The sequence below is a fragment of the Streptomyces sp. ERV7 genome (genome assembly GCF_001653515.1).
In the GTDB taxonomy this organism is placed as follows: Bacteria; Actinomycetota; Actinomycetes; order Streptomycetales; family Streptomycetaceae; genus Streptomyces.
The window spans coordinates 438,042-456,203 of record NZ_LYOY01000040.1 but is presented as its reverse complement, the minus strand read 5'-3'; the positions used below and the strand labels follow the sequence as shown (position 1 = coordinate 456,203).

14 protein-coding genes and 1 pseudogene are annotated in these 18,162 nt (G+C 71.0%); 7 read left to right on the top strand and 8 right to left on the bottom strand.

What is annotated here, in order from left to right; genetic code table 11:
- Window positions 1-33: 33 nt before the first annotated feature.
- Window positions 34-606: a hypothetical protein gene (locus tag A8W25_RS16550; RefSeq protein WP_067162242.1), complete on the bottom strand. Its 573-nt coding sequence runs from the start codon at window positions 604-606 to the stop codon at window positions 34-36.
- Between the two features lie 109 nt (window positions 607-715).
- On the opposite strand from A8W25_RS16550, the gene A8W25_RS16545 reads away from it, so the two are divergent.
- The 3 genes from A8W25_RS16545 to A8W25_RS16535 all read left to right on the top strand — a co-directional run bounded on the left by A8W25_RS16545 (window position 716) and on the right by A8W25_RS16535 (window position 2,426).
- The gene (locus A8W25_RS16545) at window positions 716-1,231 is read left to right on the top strand and encodes a PadR family transcriptional regulator (RefSeq protein WP_079126130.1); all 516 of its coding nucleotides are present in this window, start codon (window positions 716-718) and stop codon (window positions 1,229-1,231) included.
- Window positions 1,232-1,328: 97 nt separating this feature from the next.
- Entirely contained in the window at window positions 1,329-1,883 is a 555-nt protein-coding gene (locus tag A8W25_RS16540; protein ID WP_067162241.1) for an RNA 2'-phosphotransferase, read from the top strand.
- An 84-nt stretch (window positions 1,884-1,967) separates the two neighbouring features.
- Complete coding sequence (locus A8W25_RS16535) at window positions 1,968-2,426, top strand: hypothetical protein (RefSeq protein ID WP_067164132.1); 459 nt, start codon at window positions 1,968-1,970, stop codon at window positions 2,424-2,426.
- Between the two features lie 41 nt (window positions 2,427-2,467).
- Here the strand turns inward: A8W25_RS16535 and A8W25_RS16530 are convergent, their stop codons facing one another.
- Window positions 2,468-3,364, bottom strand: a complete 897-nt coding sequence (locus A8W25_RS16530) for an LLM class flavin-dependent oxidoreductase (RefSeq protein ID WP_067162239.1) — start codon at window positions 3,362-3,364, stop codon at window positions 2,468-2,470.
- Window positions 3,365-3,636: 272 nt separating this feature from the next.
- Here A8W25_RS16530 and A8W25_RS16525 point away from each other — a divergent pair.
- Window positions 3,637-4,107 (top strand): annotated as a pseudogene (locus A8W25_RS16525) (HAD family hydrolase); the annotation flags it as partial.
- A gap of 97 nt (window positions 4,108-4,204) precedes the next feature.
- Here the strand turns inward: A8W25_RS16525 and A8W25_RS16520 are convergent.
- The 5 genes from A8W25_RS16520 to A8W25_RS16500 all read right to left on the bottom strand — a co-directional run bounded on the left by A8W25_RS16520 (window position 4,205) and on the right by A8W25_RS16500 (window position 13,360).
- Window positions 4,205-5,284, bottom strand: coding sequence for a M23 family metallopeptidase (locus A8W25_RS16520; RefSeq protein ID WP_067162237.1), 1,080 nt, complete (start codon window positions 5,282-5,284; stop codon window positions 4,205-4,207).
- A 133-nt stretch (window positions 5,285-5,417) separates the two neighbouring features.
- On the bottom strand, window positions 5,418-7,148 hold the full coding sequence (locus A8W25_RS16515) for a GAF domain-containing sensor histidine kinase (RefSeq protein WP_067162235.1): 1,731 nt from the start codon (window positions 7,146-7,148) through the stop codon (window positions 5,418-5,420).
- Between the two features lie 79 nt (window positions 7,149-7,227).
- A complete protein-coding gene (gene cydD, locus A8W25_RS16510; protein WP_067162233.1) occupies window positions 7,228-10,755 on the bottom strand; it encodes a thiol reductant ABC exporter subunit CydD in 3,528 nt (1,175 codons plus the stop codon).
- A 76-nt stretch (window positions 10,756-10,831) separates the two neighbouring features.
- Window positions 10,832-11,833, bottom strand: a complete 1,002-nt coding sequence (gene cydB / locus A8W25_RS16505) for a cytochrome d ubiquinol oxidase subunit II (protein ID WP_067162231.1) — start codon at window positions 11,831-11,833, stop codon at window positions 10,832-10,834.
- Window positions 11,834-11,851: 18 nt separating this feature from the next.
- On the bottom strand, window positions 11,852-13,360 hold the full coding sequence (locus A8W25_RS16500; protein WP_067162229.1) for a cytochrome ubiquinol oxidase subunit I: 1,509 nt from the start codon (window positions 13,358-13,360) through the stop codon (window positions 11,852-11,854).
- A gap of 228 nt (window positions 13,361-13,588) precedes the next feature.
- Here A8W25_RS16500 and A8W25_RS16495 point away from each other — a divergent pair, with 228 nt between their 5' ends.
- Window positions 13,589-13,969, top strand: a complete 381-nt coding sequence (locus tag A8W25_RS16495; protein WP_067162228.1) for a cyclophilin-like fold protein — start codon at window positions 13,589-13,591, stop codon at window positions 13,967-13,969.
- Between the two features lie 122 nt (window positions 13,970-14,091).
- Here the strand turns inward: A8W25_RS16495 and hisC are convergent, their stop codons facing one another.
- Window positions 14,092-15,171, bottom strand: a complete 1,080-nt coding sequence (gene hisC / locus A8W25_RS16490) for a histidinol-phosphate transaminase (protein ID WP_067162226.1) — start codon at window positions 15,169-15,171, stop codon at window positions 14,092-14,094.
- Window positions 15,172-15,574: 403 nt separating this feature from the next.
- Here hisC and A8W25_RS16485 point away from each other — a divergent pair, with 403 nt between their 5' ends.
- Both A8W25_RS16485 and A8W25_RS16480 read left to right on the top strand, forming a co-directional pair.
- Complete coding sequence (locus tag A8W25_RS16485; RefSeq protein ID WP_234386476.1) at window positions 15,575-16,753, top strand: LacI family DNA-binding transcriptional regulator; 1,179 nt, start codon at window positions 15,575-15,577, stop codon at window positions 16,751-16,753.
- 160 nt (window positions 16,754-16,913) lie between these two features.
- A complete protein-coding gene (locus A8W25_RS16480; protein WP_267890385.1) occupies window positions 16,914-18,080 on the top strand; it encodes a metallophosphoesterase in 1,167 nt (388 codons plus the stop codon).
- Window positions 18,081-18,162: the final 82 nt, after the last annotated feature.

Sequence of the window (18,162 nt, the reverse complement as noted above, 5' to 3'; positions counted from 1 at the left end):
ACTTGTCTGTGGATCAAACCTAACTGACTGTCATCACTGCGTGATTGCGGTCACTTCGGCGGACTGGGCGACGCGCCGGGCGCGCTCCGGGTACTTGGCCGTGAAGAGCGCGGGCACCGCGAACCCGGCGACCTGCACGGCTATCGCGGCGGCACTGCCCAGCGACTGGGCGTGGACGATGGCGAGCGCGACGGCGGTGACGGTGAAGGCAGCCGCCCAGACGGCGGTCAGCACCACGTTGATACGGAGGAACACCGGGTTGTTCCACAGCTCACGCGGCGCCTGCCGCTTGGCTATCCCGGTGGTGAAGGGGCGCCGGACGGCCAGCGTCGCCCAGGCGGTGAGGGCCAGCCACCCGGTGGCCAGCGCCCCGCCGTACTCCCGCAGCCCACTGTCCGGCATCGCGAAGGCCACGACGCTCAGCACGGCGAAGAAGGCGATGGTCGACTGCTCCAGAATCAGCGAGTCGGACGCCGCACCACGCTTGCGGTCGGCGGAGAACAACCAGGCTCCCATGGCGAGCGCGGCGACCGCGCCCCACTCCCAGTGCTCGCTGCCGACGGCGGCGAAGATGATCCACGGAACGAATCCGCGCAGGTAGTTCATGGGAGTCCCCCTTCATCGGGCTCTCGCCCGCTCCACATTCCAACTTCGACATGTCAAAAGTAGAGGGTCCTGCATTGACGTGTCAAGAGTGGAATGTAAAGTGAGGGTCATGAGTCTTCGTCACGCGGTCCTGGGACTGTTGGCCGAACGTCCGGCCAGCGGCTACGACCTGATGAAACTGTTCGAGACCTCGCTCTCCCACGTCTGGTCGGCGACCCAGAGCCAGGTCTACGGCGAGCTGGGCAAGCTGGCCGACTCCGGCCTGGTCGAGGTGGCGGCCGAGGGCCCCAGGGGCCGCAAGGAGTACGCCATCACCGAACCGGGCCGGGCCGAGCTGCGCCACTGGCTCACCGAGACCGAGCCCTCCCGCACCCGCCGCAGCGACTCCCTGCTGCGCGTCTTCTTCCTCGGCCTCCTCACCCCGCTGGAGGCGCAGACATACCTCCTGACCGAGGCCGAGCGTTCCGCCCGCCAGCGCGCCGGCCTCGAAGAGGCGGAGGCCTCGATCGAGTGGGACGACGACCCGCTCTCCCTCCACGGCCGTCTGGCCCTGGAGTACGGCAAGCGGCTCAGCTCGATGCACGAGGAGTGGGCCCGCTGGGCCGCCGAGCAGCTCAAGGCCTGACGTCGAGGAGCCGAGAGGAGCCACGACTCCAGGAAGGGCCGTGACTCCGAAGGGAAATTGGGGTGCCGGGACGCTTCCCGCCCGGCACCCTGGCGGCATGGCCGAAACACCGGACGACAGACGCACCGTGAAGGTGTCCAAGTACCTGTCGAAGCACCTGCGCCACCAGCCCGAACGGATCGGGCTCACCCTCGACCCGCACGGCTGGGTCGAGATCGCCGCCCTGCTGCGAGCGGCGGCCGCGCACCACTTCCCCGTCACCCGCGCCGAGCTCGACCATGTCGTCGCCGTCAACGACAAGCGCCGCTTCGCGATCGAGGGCGACCGGATCCGGGCCAGTCAGGGCCACACCGTCGCCGTCGACCTGGGCCTGCCGGCCGCCGAACCGCCCGCGTACCTCTACCACGGCACCGTGGCCCGCAGCCTGGACGCGATCCGGGCCGAGGGCCTGCGGCCGATGGCCCGCCACCACGTGCACCTCTCCGCCGACCGCGAGACGGCGACGCGGGTAGGCGCCCGGCGCGGGCGCCCCGTCGTCCTGAGCGTGGACGCCGCGGCGATGCGTCGGGACGGCCTCGTCTTCCACATCAGCGCGAACGGGGTGTGGCTCACCGACTCCGTACCGCCGAAGTACCTGCGCCTTCCCGAGTGAGGCCCCCTGGCGGGGCCCCTCGCCGGAGTCCGTCGGCAGCGAATACCAGTGGTGCCGTGCTCCTCTGCTGAGATGATCGACGGCATGGCATATCCGCGTCTGCCCAGCACCGAGAGCGCCGTCGCCGCGATCCACGAGGTCGCTCGCGCGCACAACCTCGCCGTCGAGGTCACCCACGACATAGGCGCCGACCGGTCCTCGCGCCGCACCTCGGCCGGGGCGTTCACCGTCCTGGACCCGGACGGCTCGCTTCCGCACGAGGCGTTCGTCGAGCTCGGCGGCTCGCCCGCCGTCACCGTGCAGCTCTTCGCGGAGGACGACGCGAAGATCACCGTCGACGGTGTGGAGTTCAACGACGTGCCGCGCGACGCGGTCCCCGCGTTCCTCCGTGCGGTCTACGGCGACCTGGCGTACGTCAAGGGCCGTTTCTTCCCGCCGGGTTGGTGGCTGGTGGTGCCGCTGCCCGGCGACGAGACGTACAAGGAACTCGTCCTCGGCACGCTCACGCCCTGGCTGAGCGGACGCGTACGCGCCAAGAGCTGAGCCGGGGAAGGGGGCGGCGGCAGTGCTCCGCCCCCGCCGCGTCAGCGCAGCTGCGCCAGCCCCTCCATGGCGATCTGCTCGAACACCTCGCGGTCGGCGGCGAAGGCCGAGTCCGGGATCGGCGCGTGCAGGACGATCTCCGTCACGCCGAGCTCGAAGTGCCTGCCCGCGAAGTCCACGAAGGAGTCGAGCGACTCCAGCACCCGCCCGGGCTCCGGCGTGAAGCCGGTGAGCAGGATCTTGTCCAGCTCGTCCACATCGCGGCCGATGTCGTCGCAGGCCTCGCCGAGCTTCTTGATCTGTCCGCGGATCGCCTCCACCGACTGGTCGGGCGTGCCCGTCTCGAAGAGCTTCGGGTCGCCCGTGGTCACCCACGCCTGCCCGTGCCGCGCCGCCAGCCTCAGCCCGCGCGGACCGGTCGCCGCCACGGCGAACGGCAGCCGCGGCCGCTGCACACAGCCCGGGATGTTGCGCGCCTCGACCGCCGAGTACGCGGTCCCCTCGAACGTCACCGCGTCCTCGGTCAGCAGGCGGTCGAGCAGCGGCACGAACTCGGCGAAGCGGTCGGCCCGCTCGCGCGGGGTCCACGCCTGCTGGCCCAGGGCGGTGGCGTCGAAGCCGTTGCCACCGGCCCCTATGCCGAGGGTGATCCGGCCGTTCGAGACGTCGTCGAGTGTGATGAGTTCCTTGGCGAGGGTCACCGGGTGCCGGAAGTTCGGCGAGGTGACCAGCGTGCCGAGCCGCATCCGCGAGGTGGCGGCGGCAGCGGCGGTCAGCGTCGGCACCGCGCCGAACCACGGCCCGTCACGGAAGGTCCGCCAGGACAGGTGGTCGTAGGTGTACGCGGTGTGGAAGCCCAGCTCCTCGGCGCGCAGCCACTCGTCGCGACCGCCGTCGTGCCAGCGGCGTACCGGAAGAATCACAGTGCTCAGACGCATACCTACGACACTAACGGCTGCCTCTGACACTCTCGGCTCCTCACGGCGGCCCCTTTGGTCACACTGGCCCCGACCCGGGCGGTCAGGGCCGGAGCGGACAGGGCCGGGCAGGGCCGGGAGGGGGCAGGCAGGGGCCCAGCGAGTGGCTCCCTGCCTCATGCGCCCCCTGCGCCCCGCACGCCCCAGCGTGCGTACTCACATGTGCGCTCCCTCGCACGCCCGTGCGCCTGTGTACGGGAGAATGGGATCTGTGACCTCAGCTACCGAGCCCCCACCACGAACTGGCCTATCCGCCGATGCTGATGGACGCCGCCAGCAGCATCGCACCCGCCGAGAAGCTGCTGTCCGAGGAGAACGACACGGTCGACGAGCCCATCCTCAAGCTGCTCGCCCACCACCCGGAGCTGCCGCCCGACGACTTCCTGGCGCTGGCGCGCAAGGCCGTGGGGGCGCGCGCCGAGATCACCCGCTCCAGCCCGACGGCACTCCTGGAGATCAGCGGGCCCGGCGTCTCCAAGGCGTCCACGCTCGAACTGTGCTGCGCCGAGCGCGGCATCACGCCCGCCGAGGTCGTCGCCTTCGGCGACATGCCCAACGACGTCGAGATGCTCACCTGGGCGGGCACCTCGTACGCCATGGGCAACGCCCACCCCGACGTCGTGGCCGCCGCCTCGGGTCACACGGTCGCCAACAACGACGACGGTGTGGCGATCGTCATCGAGCGGATCCTGGCCTCGCTCTGAGCGCACCCCTTCCGAGCCGCTCTCCCTCCGAGCCGCAGTCCCTTTGATTTGAGCCGCACTCCGCGGCTACGCGCGCGTCCTCAGCGGCACACCGGCGTCACGACCCGTCCGGTTCCGGCTCGGCGGCGTTGCTGCTCAGCGGCACACCGCGCTCGCTCAGCCAGGGGACCGGATCGACCGCCGAGCCCATCTCGGGGGTGAGCCGGATCTCGAAGTGGAGGTGCGGACCGGTCGAGTTGCCGGTGGTGCCGGCCTGGCCGATCCACTGACCGGTGCCCACGTGCTCTCCCTGGTCCACGGTGACCGCCGCCAGATGCGCGTACTGCGAGTAGTAACCGCCAGGGTGCCCGATGACGACCTCGATCCCGAAGCCGCCGCCGCACGAGACGGAGACGACCCGGCCCGCGCCCACCGCCCGTACAGGGGTACCGATGTCCACCGCGAAGTCCTGGCCGGTGTGGCGCTGGGCCCAGCGCTCGCCCGCGCTGTCGAAGCCCGCCGACAGCCGGTACGTCTCCACGGGCGCCGTCCACGCACTCGCGGGGCGGGAGCCCGGCGGCTCCTCAAGGCGTACGGCACCACGGCACCGGCCTGCCGCGACGCTCCGGTCGGCCTCGCCCTGGAGCTCCCAGCGCGCCTCCTCCAGGCGCGCGGCGACGGACTTCTTGATGCGTTCCAGCTGGTCCCTGCGGTCCGCGAGATCACGCCAGGCGTCCTGCGCCCGCCGCTGGGCCGACGTGAGCCGTCCTTCCGCGCGGCGCGCCTTCCCGTAGAGCCGGGTCACGGCCATGTCCGCCTGCCAGGCCAGCCGCTGACCGCGCATCAGCTCCTCGGGGTCGTCGGCGAGCAGCAGCTGCGCGGTGTACGCGATGCTCCCTCCGGTCCGGTACTGCGCGCGGGCCACCCGGCCCATGTCGTCATGGAGCCGTACGAGATCGCGGCGCCGGTCATCGAGGAGCCGGTCGAGCCACTCCGCCTTCGCCCGCTGGACCTCGGCCGCACGTCTGCCCTGCTCGTACGCGCTGGTCGCATGGGCGGCGTCCAGATACAACCGCGCCACCGTCAGGCTCGTACGGGGCACATCGGGGTCGTCGGCGGCCGTGGCAGCGGGGATCAGCGGCCCGGCGAGGACGCACAGGACCAGCGTGAGGGCCCTGCACAGGTGTCCGAGACGCATGCCCGGATCGTCGCGCGGCCGAAGCATGTTTCACGTGAAACACACCTCGGGCCCGGGGGCTGCTCCCCCCGAGTGGCGTACAGACACGGGTTGAGGCGGCCCGCCCCACATCCGGCCGGCCTCGGCGTGCCCCCTACAGCGGCGCCTCCCACACCACCGTCGTCCCGCCGCCGTCCTCCCCGGTCCCGGGCCCGTACGTACTGGATCCGCCCAGCGCCTCGGCACGCCGCCGCAGATTGCGCAGACCGCTGCGGCGCCCGCCCTCCGGGATGCCGACCCCGTCGTCCGCGACGGTGAGCCGTACGCCCTGACTCCCGTCCGGGAGCTGGACCGTGGCGTCCACGACGACCTCGATACGTGAGGCCTGGGCGTGCCGGAAGGCGTTGGACAGCGCCTCGCGCAGGGCCGCGATGAGGTTCTTGCCGGTCAGCTCGCCGACCAGTGCGTCGACCGGGCCGACGAAGCGGTGCGCGGGCTTGAAGCCGAGCGGCACCGCCGCCATGTTGATCTCCCGCAGTACCCGGGTGCGCAGCCCGGACGGCGCCTCGGCGGGCCCCTGCTGGAGGGCGAAAATGGCTGTGCGGATCTCCTGGATCGTCACGTCCAGCTCGTCGACGGCCTTGCCGACGCCTCGCTGCACCTCGGGCACGACCGACTTGCGCTGGGCGCCTTCCAGCATCATCCCGGTGGCGAACAGCCGCTGGATGACCAGGTCGTGGAGGTCCCTGGCGATCCGGTCGCGGTCCTCGTACACGGCGAGCCGCTCCCGGTCCCGCTGCGCCTCCGCCATCATCAGCGCGAGCGCCGCCTGCGAGGCGAACTGGGTGGCCAGCGTCCGTTCCGCCTCGGTGAACGGTCGGCCTCCGCGCGCACGCGGGGTGGCGAGCGCCCCCAGCACCCGGCCGCCGCTGTGCAGCGGCAGCATCATGCTCGGCCCGTACCGCTCCGCGAGTTTGGTGATCATCCGGGCGTCGGTCGCCGCGTCGTCCATGAAGACCGCCTCGCCCTCCAGCAGCGTGGCGACGACCGGGCTCTCCGGTGGAATCACCACGCCCAGCACCGAGCCGGGGTCGTCGGTGGAGACGGCGACGATCTCCAGGCCGCCCTCCTCGGCGGGCAGCAGCACGATTCCGGCGGCGGAGTCCGCGAGACGGCGGGCCTGCTCGGCGACCACTTCCAGGGCGTCGTCCGCGTCCCCGCCCGAGAGCAGCGCGGTGGTGACGGCGACCGATCCGTCGATCCACCGCTCTCGTTGGCGCGCCGCCTCGTACAGCCGGGCGTTGCCGATCGCGATGCCCGCCTCGGTGGACAGCACCCGGACCATGTGCAGGTCGTAGTCGTTGAACTCGGCCCCGCCGCTCTTCTCCGTGAGGTACAGGTTCCCGAAGACCTCGCCCTGCACCCGGATGGGAACGCCGAGGAAGGTCCGCATCGGCGGGTGGTGGGCGGGGAATCCGGCCGAGCGCGGATCGGCGGAGAGGTCCCCGAGCCGCAGCGGCTCGGGGTGGTGGATCAGCGAGCCGAGCAGCCCCCGGTGGCCGTCCGGGCGGCGCCCGATGGCGGCGGCCTCCTCGGAGGTGACGCCGTACGTCACGAAGTCGGAGAGCCCCGTGCCCGCCTCGTCGACGACCCCGATCGCCGCGTACCGCGCGTCGGCCAGTTCGGCGGCGGTCTCACAGATCCGGTCGAGCGTGGAGTGCAGCTCCAGGCCGGTACCGACGGAACGCATCGCCTCCAGCAGCTGCGGTACGCGCGCGGTGAGCTCGGTGGACAGACCCTGGAGGCTCCGGGTGGCCAGGGTCGCCGCTTCGAGCGCGTCCTGGTCCTTGGTGTCCTGGGGGTCCTTCGGATCCGGCACTGACATGCCCTTGAGCCTAGTTAGTCCCAATTGGCGAGGAAAGTCGGGCATGACGAGAGCCGAGCCACAGATCCGCGAGCCCCTCTCAGGCCGGGTGGGCCTCCTGGAGGAGATCGCTGTCACGCTCGCGCTCCAGCATGCGCCGCAGTTCCCCGTCGACCAGGGCGAGATCGTCGTACGCCCCGCGTTGCACGACCCGGCCCTCGGAGAGAACCATCACCTCGTCCACGGCCTCCAGACCGCGCAGCCGGTGGGTGATCAGCACGGTCGTCCGGCCCTCCGTCGCTCGGAGCAGATCCGCCGTGAGCGCGTCGGCCGTCGCCAGGTCCAGGTGCTCGGCGGGCTCGTCCAGGACGAGCACCGGGAAGTCGGCCAGGAGCGCACGGGCCAGCGCGAGCCGCTGGCGCTGGCCGCCCGAGAGCCGGGCGCCGTGCTCCCCGACGAGCGTGTCGAGGCCGTCGGGCAGCCCGTCCACCCAGTCGAGCAGCCGGGCCTCCGCCAGCGCCTGGCGCAGCGCGTCCTCGTCCGCGCCCGTACGGGCCAGCCGCAGGTTCTCGCGCAGAGAGCTGTCGAAGATGTGGGCGTCCTGGGCGCAGAGGCCGACCAGACGGCGGACGTCGTCGCCCGCGAGCTCCGCCGCGTCCTTGCCGCCGATCCGGTACGTGCCCTCGCGCGCGTCCAGGAAGCGCAGCAGGACCTGGGCGAGGGTGGTCTTGCCGGACCCGGAGGTCCCGACGACGGCGACGCGCCGGCCCGGGGTGAGCGTCAGCGCGAAGTCGCTCAGCGCGTCCCGGGTCTGCCCGTCGTAGCGGGCGGCCAGCCCCCGCACCTCCAGGGGGAACGGCGACGCGGGTGCGGTGGCGGGTTGCTCCGGCTCCCGTACCGGCACGGGCGCGTCGAGCACCTCGTACACCCGCTCGGCGCTGCGCCTGACCCGCTGACGCGCCTGCACGGCGAGCGGCAGACCGCTGACCGCCTCGAAGGCGGCGAGCGGCACCAGGACCACGACGGCGAGCTGCACCCCGTCCAGGCGGCCGGCGGCGACCGCCTGGACCCCGACGAGCGCGGCGGCCACCACGGTCAGTCCGCAGGTCAGCGCGGAGAGGCCGCCGCCGAGCGCGGTGGCGGCGGCGGTCCTCGACGCGATCCGTGTGAGCACCGAGTCGGCGTCCTTCGCCTCCCGGGTACGGCGTCCGAGCGCACCCGCCACGGTCAACTCCCCCGTACCGGTAAGCAGATCGGCCACCCGAGTGGCCAGGAGGCCGCGCGCGGACGCCAGTTGGCGCTCGGCCCGACGGGCGCACGCACCGCTGACCAGCGGCACGGCCACCCCGGCGATCAGCAGCCCGACCGCGAGCACCGCCCCGGCCTCGGGCAGCAGCCACGCGGTGAACCCGGCGCTCGCGACCGACACCACCACGGCCCCGGCGGCGGGCAGCGCCCAGCGCAGCCAGTAGTCCTGGAGCTCGTCCACATCCGCGACCAGGCGGGACAGCAGGTCGCCGCGCCGGGTGGAGCGCAGCCCCGCCGGGGCGATCCGCTCCAGCCTGCGGTAGACCGCGACACGCACCTCGGCGAGCATCCGCAGCACCGCGTCATGGGACACCAGCCGCTCGGCATACCGGAACACGGCCCGCCCGATGCCGAACGCCCGCGTCGCCGTCACCGCCACCATCAGATAGAGCACCGGCGGCTGCTCGGAGGCCCGCGAGATGAGCCACCCGGACACGGCCATCAGACCCACGGCCGACCCGAGCGCCAACGCCCCCAGCACCAGCGCCAGGGCGAGGCGCCCGCGCAGCCCACCGGCGGCCCCGCGTACCCGCGCGAGGGCATCCTGGGAGGCGGCGGGCCCGGGAGCAGAGGAAGCCGGAACCGGAGCCGGGTCACGGGCTTCCGTACGGGAAGCCGTCGCGACGACCGCCGCACCGCCCCCGCCCCCCGCGTCCTGCGCGACGGCTGAACAGCCCTCGCCCCTGGCCGGCCGCAGCTCCACCACCCGGTCCGCGACCGCGAGGAGGGCGGGGCGGTGGACCACCAGCAGTACCGTGCGGCCCGCCGACAGCCTTCGTACCGCGTCGACGATGCCCGCCTCGGTCGCGCCGTCCAGCGCCGCCGTCGGCTCGTCGAGCAGCAGGACCGGCCGGTCCGCGAGGAACGCCCGTGCCAGCGCGAGCCGTTGGCGCTGTCCGGCCGAGAGGCCGGCGCCGCCCTCCCCGAGCTCGGTCCCGAGGCCGTCCGGGAGCGCGGTGACGAACTCCAGGGCGCCCGCGTCCCGCAGGGCGTCCCGTACCGCCGTGTCGTCCGCGTCCGGCCGTGCGAGGCGCACGTTCTCCGCGATCGTCCCCGCGAACAGATGCGGCCGCTGGGGCACCCAGGCGATCCGCTCGCGCCACTGCTCCAGCGAGAGCGCGCCCAGATCGGTGCCGGAGATCCGCACCCGGCCCTCGTCCGGTGCCACGAAGCCCAGCACCGCGCCGAGGAGTGTCGACTTCCCGACCCCGCTCGGCCCGGTCAGCGCCACCGTCTCACCCGGCTCCACCGTCAGCGAGGCGGCGGCCAACGACGGTTCGCTGCGGCCTGGATGACGCACAGTCACCCCGTCGACCTCGATCCGAACCGGGCCGGACGGCACCGAGCCCGTGCCGCCCTCGGGCAGCGGGGTCTCCAGGAGCTCGAAGATCTCCTCGGCGGCCGCAAGGCCCTCCGCCGCCGCGTGGTACTGCGCGCCGACCTGCCGAAGCGGCAGATACGCCTCGGGGGCGAGGACCAGGATCACCAGGCCCGTGTAGAGGTCCAGATCGCCGTGGACCAGCCGCATACCGATGCCGACGGCCACCAGCGCCACGGACAGCGTCGCGAGGAGCTCCAGCGCGAACGCCGACAGGAACGCGATCCGCAGGGTCTTCAGCGTGGCCCGGCGGTACTCGGAAGTGATCGTCCGGATCGACTCGGCCTGCGCCTTGGCGCGGCCGAACACCTTCAGGGTCGGCAGCCCGGCGACCACGTCCAGGAAGTGCCCCGACAACCGGGAGAGGAGCCGCCACTGGCGGTCGGTCTGCGCCTGGGTGGCCCAGCCGATGAGCGCCATGAAGAGCGGGATGAGCGGCAGGGTGACCACGATGGTCGCCGCCGACACCCAGTCCTCGGTGACGATCCTGGCGAGGACCGCCACGGGCACCACGACCGCCAGCCCCAACTGCGGCAGATAGCGCGAGAAGTAGTCGTCGAGCGCGTCCACGCCTCGGGTGGCCAGCGCGACCAGCGAGCCGGTCCGCCGACTGCTCAACCACTCCGGCCCCAGCTGGGCGGCCCGCTCCAGCAGTCTCCCGCGCAGCTCCGACTTGACCGCCGCGCTGGCCCGGTGAGCGGCGAGCTCGGTCAGCCAGGACACCAGCCCCCGTCCGACCGCGACCGCTCCGAGCAGCAGCAGGGGCGTCCGCAGCCCGTCGACACCATGGCCGTCCTGGAAAGCCCCCACCACCACGTCGGCGATGAGCATCGCCTGCGCTATGACCAGCCCCGCACCGACCAGGCCGAGGGCGACGACGGCCGCGAGGAAGAGACGGGTGGCCCGGGCGTATCGGAACAGTCGCGGGTCGATCGGTTTCACGTGAAACATCCCCTCGAAGGGTCGGGGGCCAAGGGGCGGGGGTGTGTTTCACGTGAAACACACCCCCGGTGCGGACTCAGTGCGCGTCGGCGATGTGCTGGGTGCCGATCCGCTTGCGGAACACCCAGTACGTCCAGCCCTGGTAGAGGAGCACCACCGGGGTCGCGATGCCCGCACACCAGGTCATGATCTTCAGGGTGTACGGACTCGACGAGGCGTTGGAGACCGTGAGGTTCCACTCGTCGTGCAGCGAGGACGGCATGACGTTCGGGAAGAGCGTCAGGAAGAGCATCGCCACGGCGGCCGCGATCGTGATGCCCGACAGGGCGAACGACCAGCCCTCGCGACCCACCTTGATGGCGCCGATCGCGCCGACCAGGGTGACCACCGCGATCACCATCGCGACCAGGCTCTTGGTGTCACCGCGCGACACCTGGGTCCAGATCAGGAACACCAGCGCCAGTACGGCCGTGGCCAGGCCCAGCTTCAGTGCCAGCGCCCGCGACCGCTCACGGATCTCACCGACGGTCTTCAAGGAGGTGAAGACCGAGCCGTGGAAGGTGAACAGGAACAGCGTCACCAGGCCGCCGAGGATCGCGTACGCGTTGAACAGGTCCCAGAAGGTGCCCACGTACTCCTTGTGCGCGTCGATCTTCACTCCGCGCACGATGTTGCCGAAGGCCACCCCCCACAGGAACGCCGGGATCAGCGAGGTCCAGAAGATGGCCTCCTCCCAGTTGCGCTGCCACTTCTCCTCGGGCCGCTTCGCCCGGTACTCGAAGGCCACACCGCGCACGATGAGGCAGACCAGGATGATCAGCAGCGGCAGATAGAAGCCGGAGAAGAGCGTGGCGTACCACTCGGGGAAGGCGGCGAAGGTCGCACCGCCGGCCGTGAGCAGCCACACCTCGTTGCCGTCCCAGACCGGCCCGATCGTGTTGATCAGGACGCGCTTCTCCTTGCGGTCGCGGGCCAGCAGCTTGGTGAGGATGCCGACTCCGAAGTCGAAGCCCTCCAGGAAGAAGTAGCCGGTCCACAGGACGGCGATGAGTACGAACCAGACGTCGTGGAGTTCCATGCCTCGATCTCCTCAGCCTCAGTACGAGAAGGCCATCGGCCGGTCGGGGTCGCGGTCGTCCCCGCCGATCTTGGTGGGCGGGTTGAGGTCGGACTCGGTGAGCTCGGGCGGTCCGGCCTTGACGTACTTCGCGAGCAGCCGCACCTCGATCACCGCGAGCACGGCGTAGAGCAGGGTGAAGACGATCATCGAGGTGAGGACCTCGCCCTGCGAGACACCGGGGGAGACCGCGTCCTTGGTGCGCAGCACGCCGTACACGACCCAGGGCTGACGCCCCATCTCGGTGAAGATCCAGCCCCAGGAGTTGGCGATCAGCGGGAAGCCGAGCGTCCAGATGGCGGTGAACCAGTACCAGCCGGTCAGCCGGGTGCCCAGCGCCTTGTTCCGGAAGAGGACCAGATGCGGCACCTCGTCGTCACCGGTCCGCAGGCCGGGTGCCAGCAGGAACTTCTTGCGGGTGAGCCAGAGGCCGACCGCTCCGATGGCGAAGGACGCCATGCCGAAGCCGATCATCCAGCGGAAGCCCCAGAAGGTGACCGGGATGTTGGGCCGGTAGTCGCCGGGCCCGTGCTTCAGCTGCTCCTGCTTGTTCACGTCGTTGATGCCGGGGACGTACGAGGAGAAGTTGTTGTCGGCGAGGAAGGACAGCAGACCCGGGACCGAGATCTCGACGCTGTTGTGGCCCTTGGCCACGTCTCCGATGGCGAATATCGAGAACGGCGCCGGCTTCTCGCCGTCCCACAGCGCCTCGGCGGCGGCCATCTTCATGGGCTGCTGCTTGTACATGACCTTGCCGAGCTGGTCGCCGCTGACGGCCGTGAGCAGTCCGCCCACGACGAGCGTGACCAGGCCGAGCCGGAGCGAGGTGCGCATCACCGGGATGTGCTTCTTGCGGCGCAGATGGATGGCGGAGACGCCGACCATGAAGGCGCCACCGGTGAGGAAGGCCGCGGTGAGCGTGTGGAAGACGACGACCAGGGTGGTGTCCTGCGTCAGCACGTGCCAGAAGTCGGTGAGCTCGGCGCGCCCGGTGGCCTTGTTGAGCTTGTAGCCGACCGGGTGCTGCATCCAGGAGTTGGCCGCCAGGATGAAGTACGCGGAGAGGATGGTGCCGATCGAGACCATCCAGATGCAGGCGAGGTGGATCTTCTTCGGCAGCTTGTCCCAGCCGAAGATCCAGAGCCCGATGAAGGTCGACTCGAAGAAGAAGGCGATGAGTGCCTCGAAGGCGAGCGGAGCGCCGAAGACATCACCCACGAACCGCGAGTAGTCGGACCAGTTCATACCGAACTGGAACTCCTGGACGATGCCGGTGACGACACCCATCGCGATGTTGATCAGGAAGAGCTTGCCCCAGAACTTCGTCGCCTTGAGGTACTTCTGGTTCTCGGTCCGCACCCACGCGGTCTGCAGCCCGGCCGTGAGCGCGGCGAGCGAGATCGTGAGCGGCACGAAGAGGAAGTGGTAGACGGTGGTGATGCCGAACTGCCATCGCGCCAGTGTTTCCGGCGCCAGAGCCAGATTCACAACGTCATCTCCTTACGTCGCCATCACAGCGGCAGTTTGCCCCTCTGATCCCACTGATTCCGGGACGAAGCGGGACACGCTTGTGAACGCGTTCACATTCACAAGCATTATGTCGCACACGCTTCCGCGACCTTCAGGCGGGGGGTACCTCTGTGTGGGGCGAGCCCTGGCGACGCCTTTTGAGACGCCTCTTCCCGACAGCTTCAACATCTTGTTGAATTTCGGCTCATGCGGATACGGATCTCATGGCCCGGCGGGCAGCTCACCGCCACCCTCGGGGAAACCCCTACGAGCGCCGCGCTCGCGAGGGCGCTCCCGATCGTCTCCACCGCCCGGACCTGGGGCGAGGAGGTCTACTTCGAGACACCGGTCTCCCCCGCGCTGGAGCCGGACGCGCGCGAGGTGGTGGAGCCGGGCACGGTCGCGTTCTGGACCGAGGGCGACGCGCTGGCCCTGCCGTACGGTCCGACGCCGGTCTCGCGCGGCGACGAGTGCCGTCTGGCGAGCGCGTGCAACGTGGTCGGCCGGATCGACGGGGACCCGCGGCTGCTCGCCGCGGTCCGCACCGGCGACCGGATCCGGGTGGACCGCCTCCAGGACCCGGCCTAGGGCCGGTCCGAGGCCTCACCGCCCGGGCCCGGGCGGACCGGGCCCGAGGCACCGACGGGCGGCAGGCTCCCCGGGCCGAAGCCGGCGGATCCGCCAGAACCGGCAGATCCGCCCGGCAGTCCCTAGCCCGCCTTGTGGAAGCCCTCGGCCACCTTCAGGAAGAGGTCGTTCGCCTCGGTCTCGCCGATCGTGACCCGCACGCCCTCGCCCGCGAACGGCCGGACCACCACGCCCGCCGCCTCACAGGCCTGCGCGAACGCGACCGTCCGCTCGCCGAGGCGCAGCCAGACGAAGTTCGCCTGCGTCTCGGGCAGGGTCCAGCCCTGGCCGACCAGCCCCTCGTACACCCTGGCCCGCTCGCCCACCAACGAGCCCACGCGGCCGAGCAGTTCGTCCTCGGCGCGCAGCGAGGCGACCGCCGCGTCCTGGGCGAGCTGGCTGACACCGAAGGGGACCGCCGTCTTGCGCAGCGCCGCCGCCACCGGCTCGTGGGCGACGGCGAAGCCGATCCGGAGCCCGGCGAGTCCGTACGCCTTGGAGAAGGTGCGCAGCACCGCCACGTTCGGGCGGTCGCGGTAGATCTCAAGACCGTCCGGAACGTCGGCGTCGCGGACGAACTCCTTGTACGCCTCGTCCAAGACCACCAGCACGTCCGACGGCACCCGGTCGAGGAATCGTTCCAGCTCCGCCCGGTGGACCACCGTGCCGGTCGGGTTGTTCGGGTTGCAGACGAAGATCAGCCGGGTCCGGTCGGTGATCGCCTCGGCCATGGCGTCCAGGTCGTGCACATCGCCCGAGGTCAGCGGCACCTTTACGGACGTCGCCCCACTGATCTGGGTGATGATCGGGTACGCCTCGAAGGAGCGCCAGGCGTAGATGACCTCGTCGCCGGGGCCGGAGGTGGCCTGGAGCAGCGACTGGGCGACGCCCACCGAGCCCGTGCCGGTGGCGAGGTGGGTGAGCGGCACACCGAAGCGGTCGGCCAGCTCGTTCATCAGGCCGGTGCACGCCATGTCCGGGTAGCGGTTGAAGCTCCCGGCGGCGGCGATGGCGCTCTCCATCACCCCCGGCAGCGGCGGGTACGGGTTCTCGTTGGAGGACAGCTTGAACGCGACCGGGCCGCCTGCCGCCGCGGGCTTGCCGGGCTTGTAGGTGGGGATGCCGTCCAGCTCGGCGCGCAGCTTGGGGCTCGTCTCGCTCACCGCAGGTCCTCCTCGACCGTTCCGTCCGTACGAATACTGCTCACCTTATGAGGATTCGGCGCCCCTGCGAAGAGCCACAGGGCATCCTCCGGCCGCTGCCGCTCCCGCCGGCCCGGCCCGGGCACCACGGGAGCGCCGGAGGGGGAGCGCTCCCTGTCAGAGCCGTGCGCCGGTGGCCTGCGCCGTGGCGCGCATCCCTCGTACAGGTGAGTTGAGACCTCTTCGCAACATCGCGCATTCGGCAGCCGCCCACCGATCGACAACCGCCACCACAACGCTACTGCCTCCAACTCCCATGTAAATCAAGGCCATTAGCCATTTCTGATCATGCAGAAACGTGCCTGTCAACGCGTGCATATGCACCCGGGCCAACTGTCTCCCCTCGCCCTACTATCGGCTCGCCATGACAGCAGCAGGGAAGCACCAGGTGAGCCGGTCGACCGGTCGCCGGCTGGGGCGGGCGGGCATTCGGGACGTGGCCGCCGCCGCCGGTGTCTCCATCACGACCGTCTCCGACGCGCTCAACGGCAAGGGCCGGCTCCCCGACGCCACCCGCCGCCACGTCCGCGAGGTCGCAGACCGGCTGGGCTATCGCCCATCCGCAGCGGCCCGCACGCTCCGTACCGGAAAGTCGGGCCTGATCGGCCTGACCGTGACGACGTACGGGGATGAACCTTTCACCTTCACCGAGTTCGCCTACTTCGCCGAAATGGCGAGGGCCGCGACATCCGCCGCACTCGCGCGCGGGTACGCCCTCGTCATCCTGCCCGCCACCTCACGCCGCAGCCCCGCGGACGTCTGGTCGAACGTCGCCCTCGACGGCACCGTCGTGATCGACCCCTCCGACCAGGATCCCGTCGTCACCGAACTGGTCCGCCAGGGACTGCCGGTGGTCTCCGACGGCCGCCCGGCGGGTTCACTGCCGGTGACCGCCTGGGTCGACAACGACCACGAGGCCGCCGTACTGGAACTGCTCGACCATCTCGCCGCCGCCGGCGCCCGCCGGATCGGCCTTCTCACCGGCACCACCACCGACACCTATACCCGGCTCTCCACCGAGGCGTATCTGGGCTGGTGCGAGCGGGTGGGTCAGGACCCGGTCTACGAGTCCTACCCCGCCCACGACCCGTGCGCGGGCGCCATCGCGGCCGACCGGCTGCTCGCCCGCCCGGACCGGCCCGACGCCGTGTACGGACTGTTCGACCCCAACGGCACCGATCTGCTGGCGGCCGCCCGCAGATACGGGCTGCGGGTGCCGGAGGACCTGCTGCTCGTCTGCTGCAGCGAGTCCACCGTGTACGCGACCACCGAACCGCCCATCACCACCCTCTCGCTCAAGCCCCGGCGCATCGGCACGGCCGTGGTCCAACTGCTCATCGACGCCATCGAGGGAATCGACCACGGTCACCCCATCGAGCAGGTGATACCGACCGAACTCATCGTCCGTACGTCGTCGCAGCGCCGGTCGCCGCGTACGACCGTCAGCCCCCCGCGCTCCCCCGTCGCGGACCCGCGCAGGGGACTCGGCCAGGACCCGAACGTGCCGGACAGGAGCCCCGACAGCGATGCGGACAAGGACTAGACCAACACATTGGGGACATAACCACCGGTGAACCACGGCCGCGCCCGGATTCACCACCCCTGGTGCGTCACACAGCACGAGCCTCATTCCTATGATGGGCGCACGACACCACGGATCCCCGCCCGACCAGGGGGGTCTCACGGTGTACGGCGGCGCGACGGTGGTGGAGGGGTCGATGACTCAGGGGGCCGGTCTGGGACCCGAGCGTACGGAGACGTTGCGTGACTTCCGGGTGCCTCCGTACGCGCAGGCTCCCGCGCATTCCGCGCAGGTCCCCCCGCCGCCCCCACCAGTCGAGATGCCTCCACCGGCGCAGCCTCACCCTCCCGTTGCCGTGCACCCGGCGGAGGCGTTCCCCGCGGACATCCACCCGGGGAACGCCTTTCCGGACGACGAGCCGCCGGAGGGCTACACCCCGACGGCACGCGACCTCCCGGTGATCAACCGGGGGGACACCGTGCAGGTCCGGGTGGAGAGCGTTCCCGCCCCGGCACCCCTGCCGGACGGCCTCGGGCCGCTCTTCGTCGTGGGCGACGTCCACGGCTACCTCGACGAACTCCTGGCCGCACTCCGCGAGCAGGGGCTGATCGACGTCGACGGGAACTGGGCCGCGGGCAACGCCCGTCTCTGGTTCCTCGGCGACTTCACCGACCGCGGTCCCGACGGCATCGGCGTCATCGACCTGGTGATGCGGCTGTCGGCCGAGGCCGCGGCCGCCGGCGGCTACTGCAAGGCCCTGATGGGCAACCACGAGCTGCTCCTGATCGGCGCCAAGCGCTTCGGCGACACCCCGGTCAACTCCGGTGCGGGCACCGCCACCTTCCAGGCCGCCTGGCTGCTCAACGGCGGTCAGAAGGCCGACATGGACCGCCTCCAGGACGTCCACCTCCAGTGGATGTCCCGCCTCGACGCGATCGAGGAGGAGGACGGACATCTGCTGATGCACTCCGACACCACCGCGTACCTGGAGTACGGCGACTCCATCGAGGCCGTGAACGACACCGTGCACGCGCTGCTCACCCGCAACGACGCCGACGAATGCTGGGACCTGTTCCGGAAGTTCACCAAGCGCTTCGCCTTCCGCGACGAATCCGGACCCCAGGCCGCGCGCGAGCTGCTCTCGGCCTATGGCGGACAGCGGGTGGTTCACGGACACAGCCCGATTCCCTACCTCCTGGGCGAAGTGGGCACCGAAGACGGCGAGGAGGACTCCCGTCCGGTCGTAGAGGGTCCGCATGTGTACGCGGACGGTCTCGCCATCGCCATGGACGGCGGGGTGACCATGGCCGGAAAACTGCTGGTCGTGCAGTTGCCTCTGCATGACTGACGCGTAATCGGGAAAACACCGGCTCGTGCGGTGGCAAGGTGATTTCGGAAACACCCTGTCACCCCGTGCCGTAACCGCTCTA

Excerpts from the sequence above, each read along its gene's own strand:
- A8W25_RS16550 (WP_067162242.1), bottom strand. The coding sequence starts at position 606 with ATGAACTACCTGCGCGGATTCGTTCCGTGGATCATCTTCGCCGCCGTC.
- A8W25_RS16545 (WP_079126130.1), top strand. The coding sequence starts at position 716 with ATGAGTCTTCGTCACGCGGTCCTGGGACTGTTGGCCGAACGTCCGGCC.
- A8W25_RS16540 (WP_067162241.1), top strand. The coding sequence starts at position 1,329 with ATGGCCGAAACACCGGACGACAGACGCACCGTGAAGGTGTCCAAGTAC.
- A8W25_RS16535 (WP_067164132.1), top strand. The coding sequence starts at position 1,968 with ATGGCATATCCGCGTCTGCCCAGCACCGAGAGCGCCGTCGCCGCGATC.
- A8W25_RS16530 (WP_067162239.1), bottom strand. The coding sequence starts at position 3,364 with ATGCGTCTGAGCACTGTGATTCTTCCGGTACGCCGCTGGCACGACGGC.
- A8W25_RS16520 (WP_067162237.1), bottom strand. The coding sequence starts at position 5,284 with ATGCGTCTCGGACACCTGTGCAGGGCCCTCACGCTGGTCCTGTGCGTC.
- A8W25_RS16515 (WP_067162235.1), bottom strand. The coding sequence starts at position 7,148 with ATGTCAGTGCCGGATCCGAAGGACCCCCAGGACACCAAGGACCAGGAC.
- cydB (WP_067162231.1), bottom strand. The coding sequence starts at position 11,833 with ATGGAACTCCACGACGTCTGGTTCGTACTCATCGCCGTCCTGTGGACC.
- A8W25_RS16495 (WP_067162228.1), top strand. The coding sequence starts at position 13,589 with ATGCGGATACGGATCTCATGGCCCGGCGGGCAGCTCACCGCCACCCTC.
- A8W25_RS16485 (WP_234386476.1), top strand. The coding sequence starts at position 15,575 with ATGACAGCAGCAGGGAAGCACCAGGTGAGCCGGTCGACCGGTCGCCGG.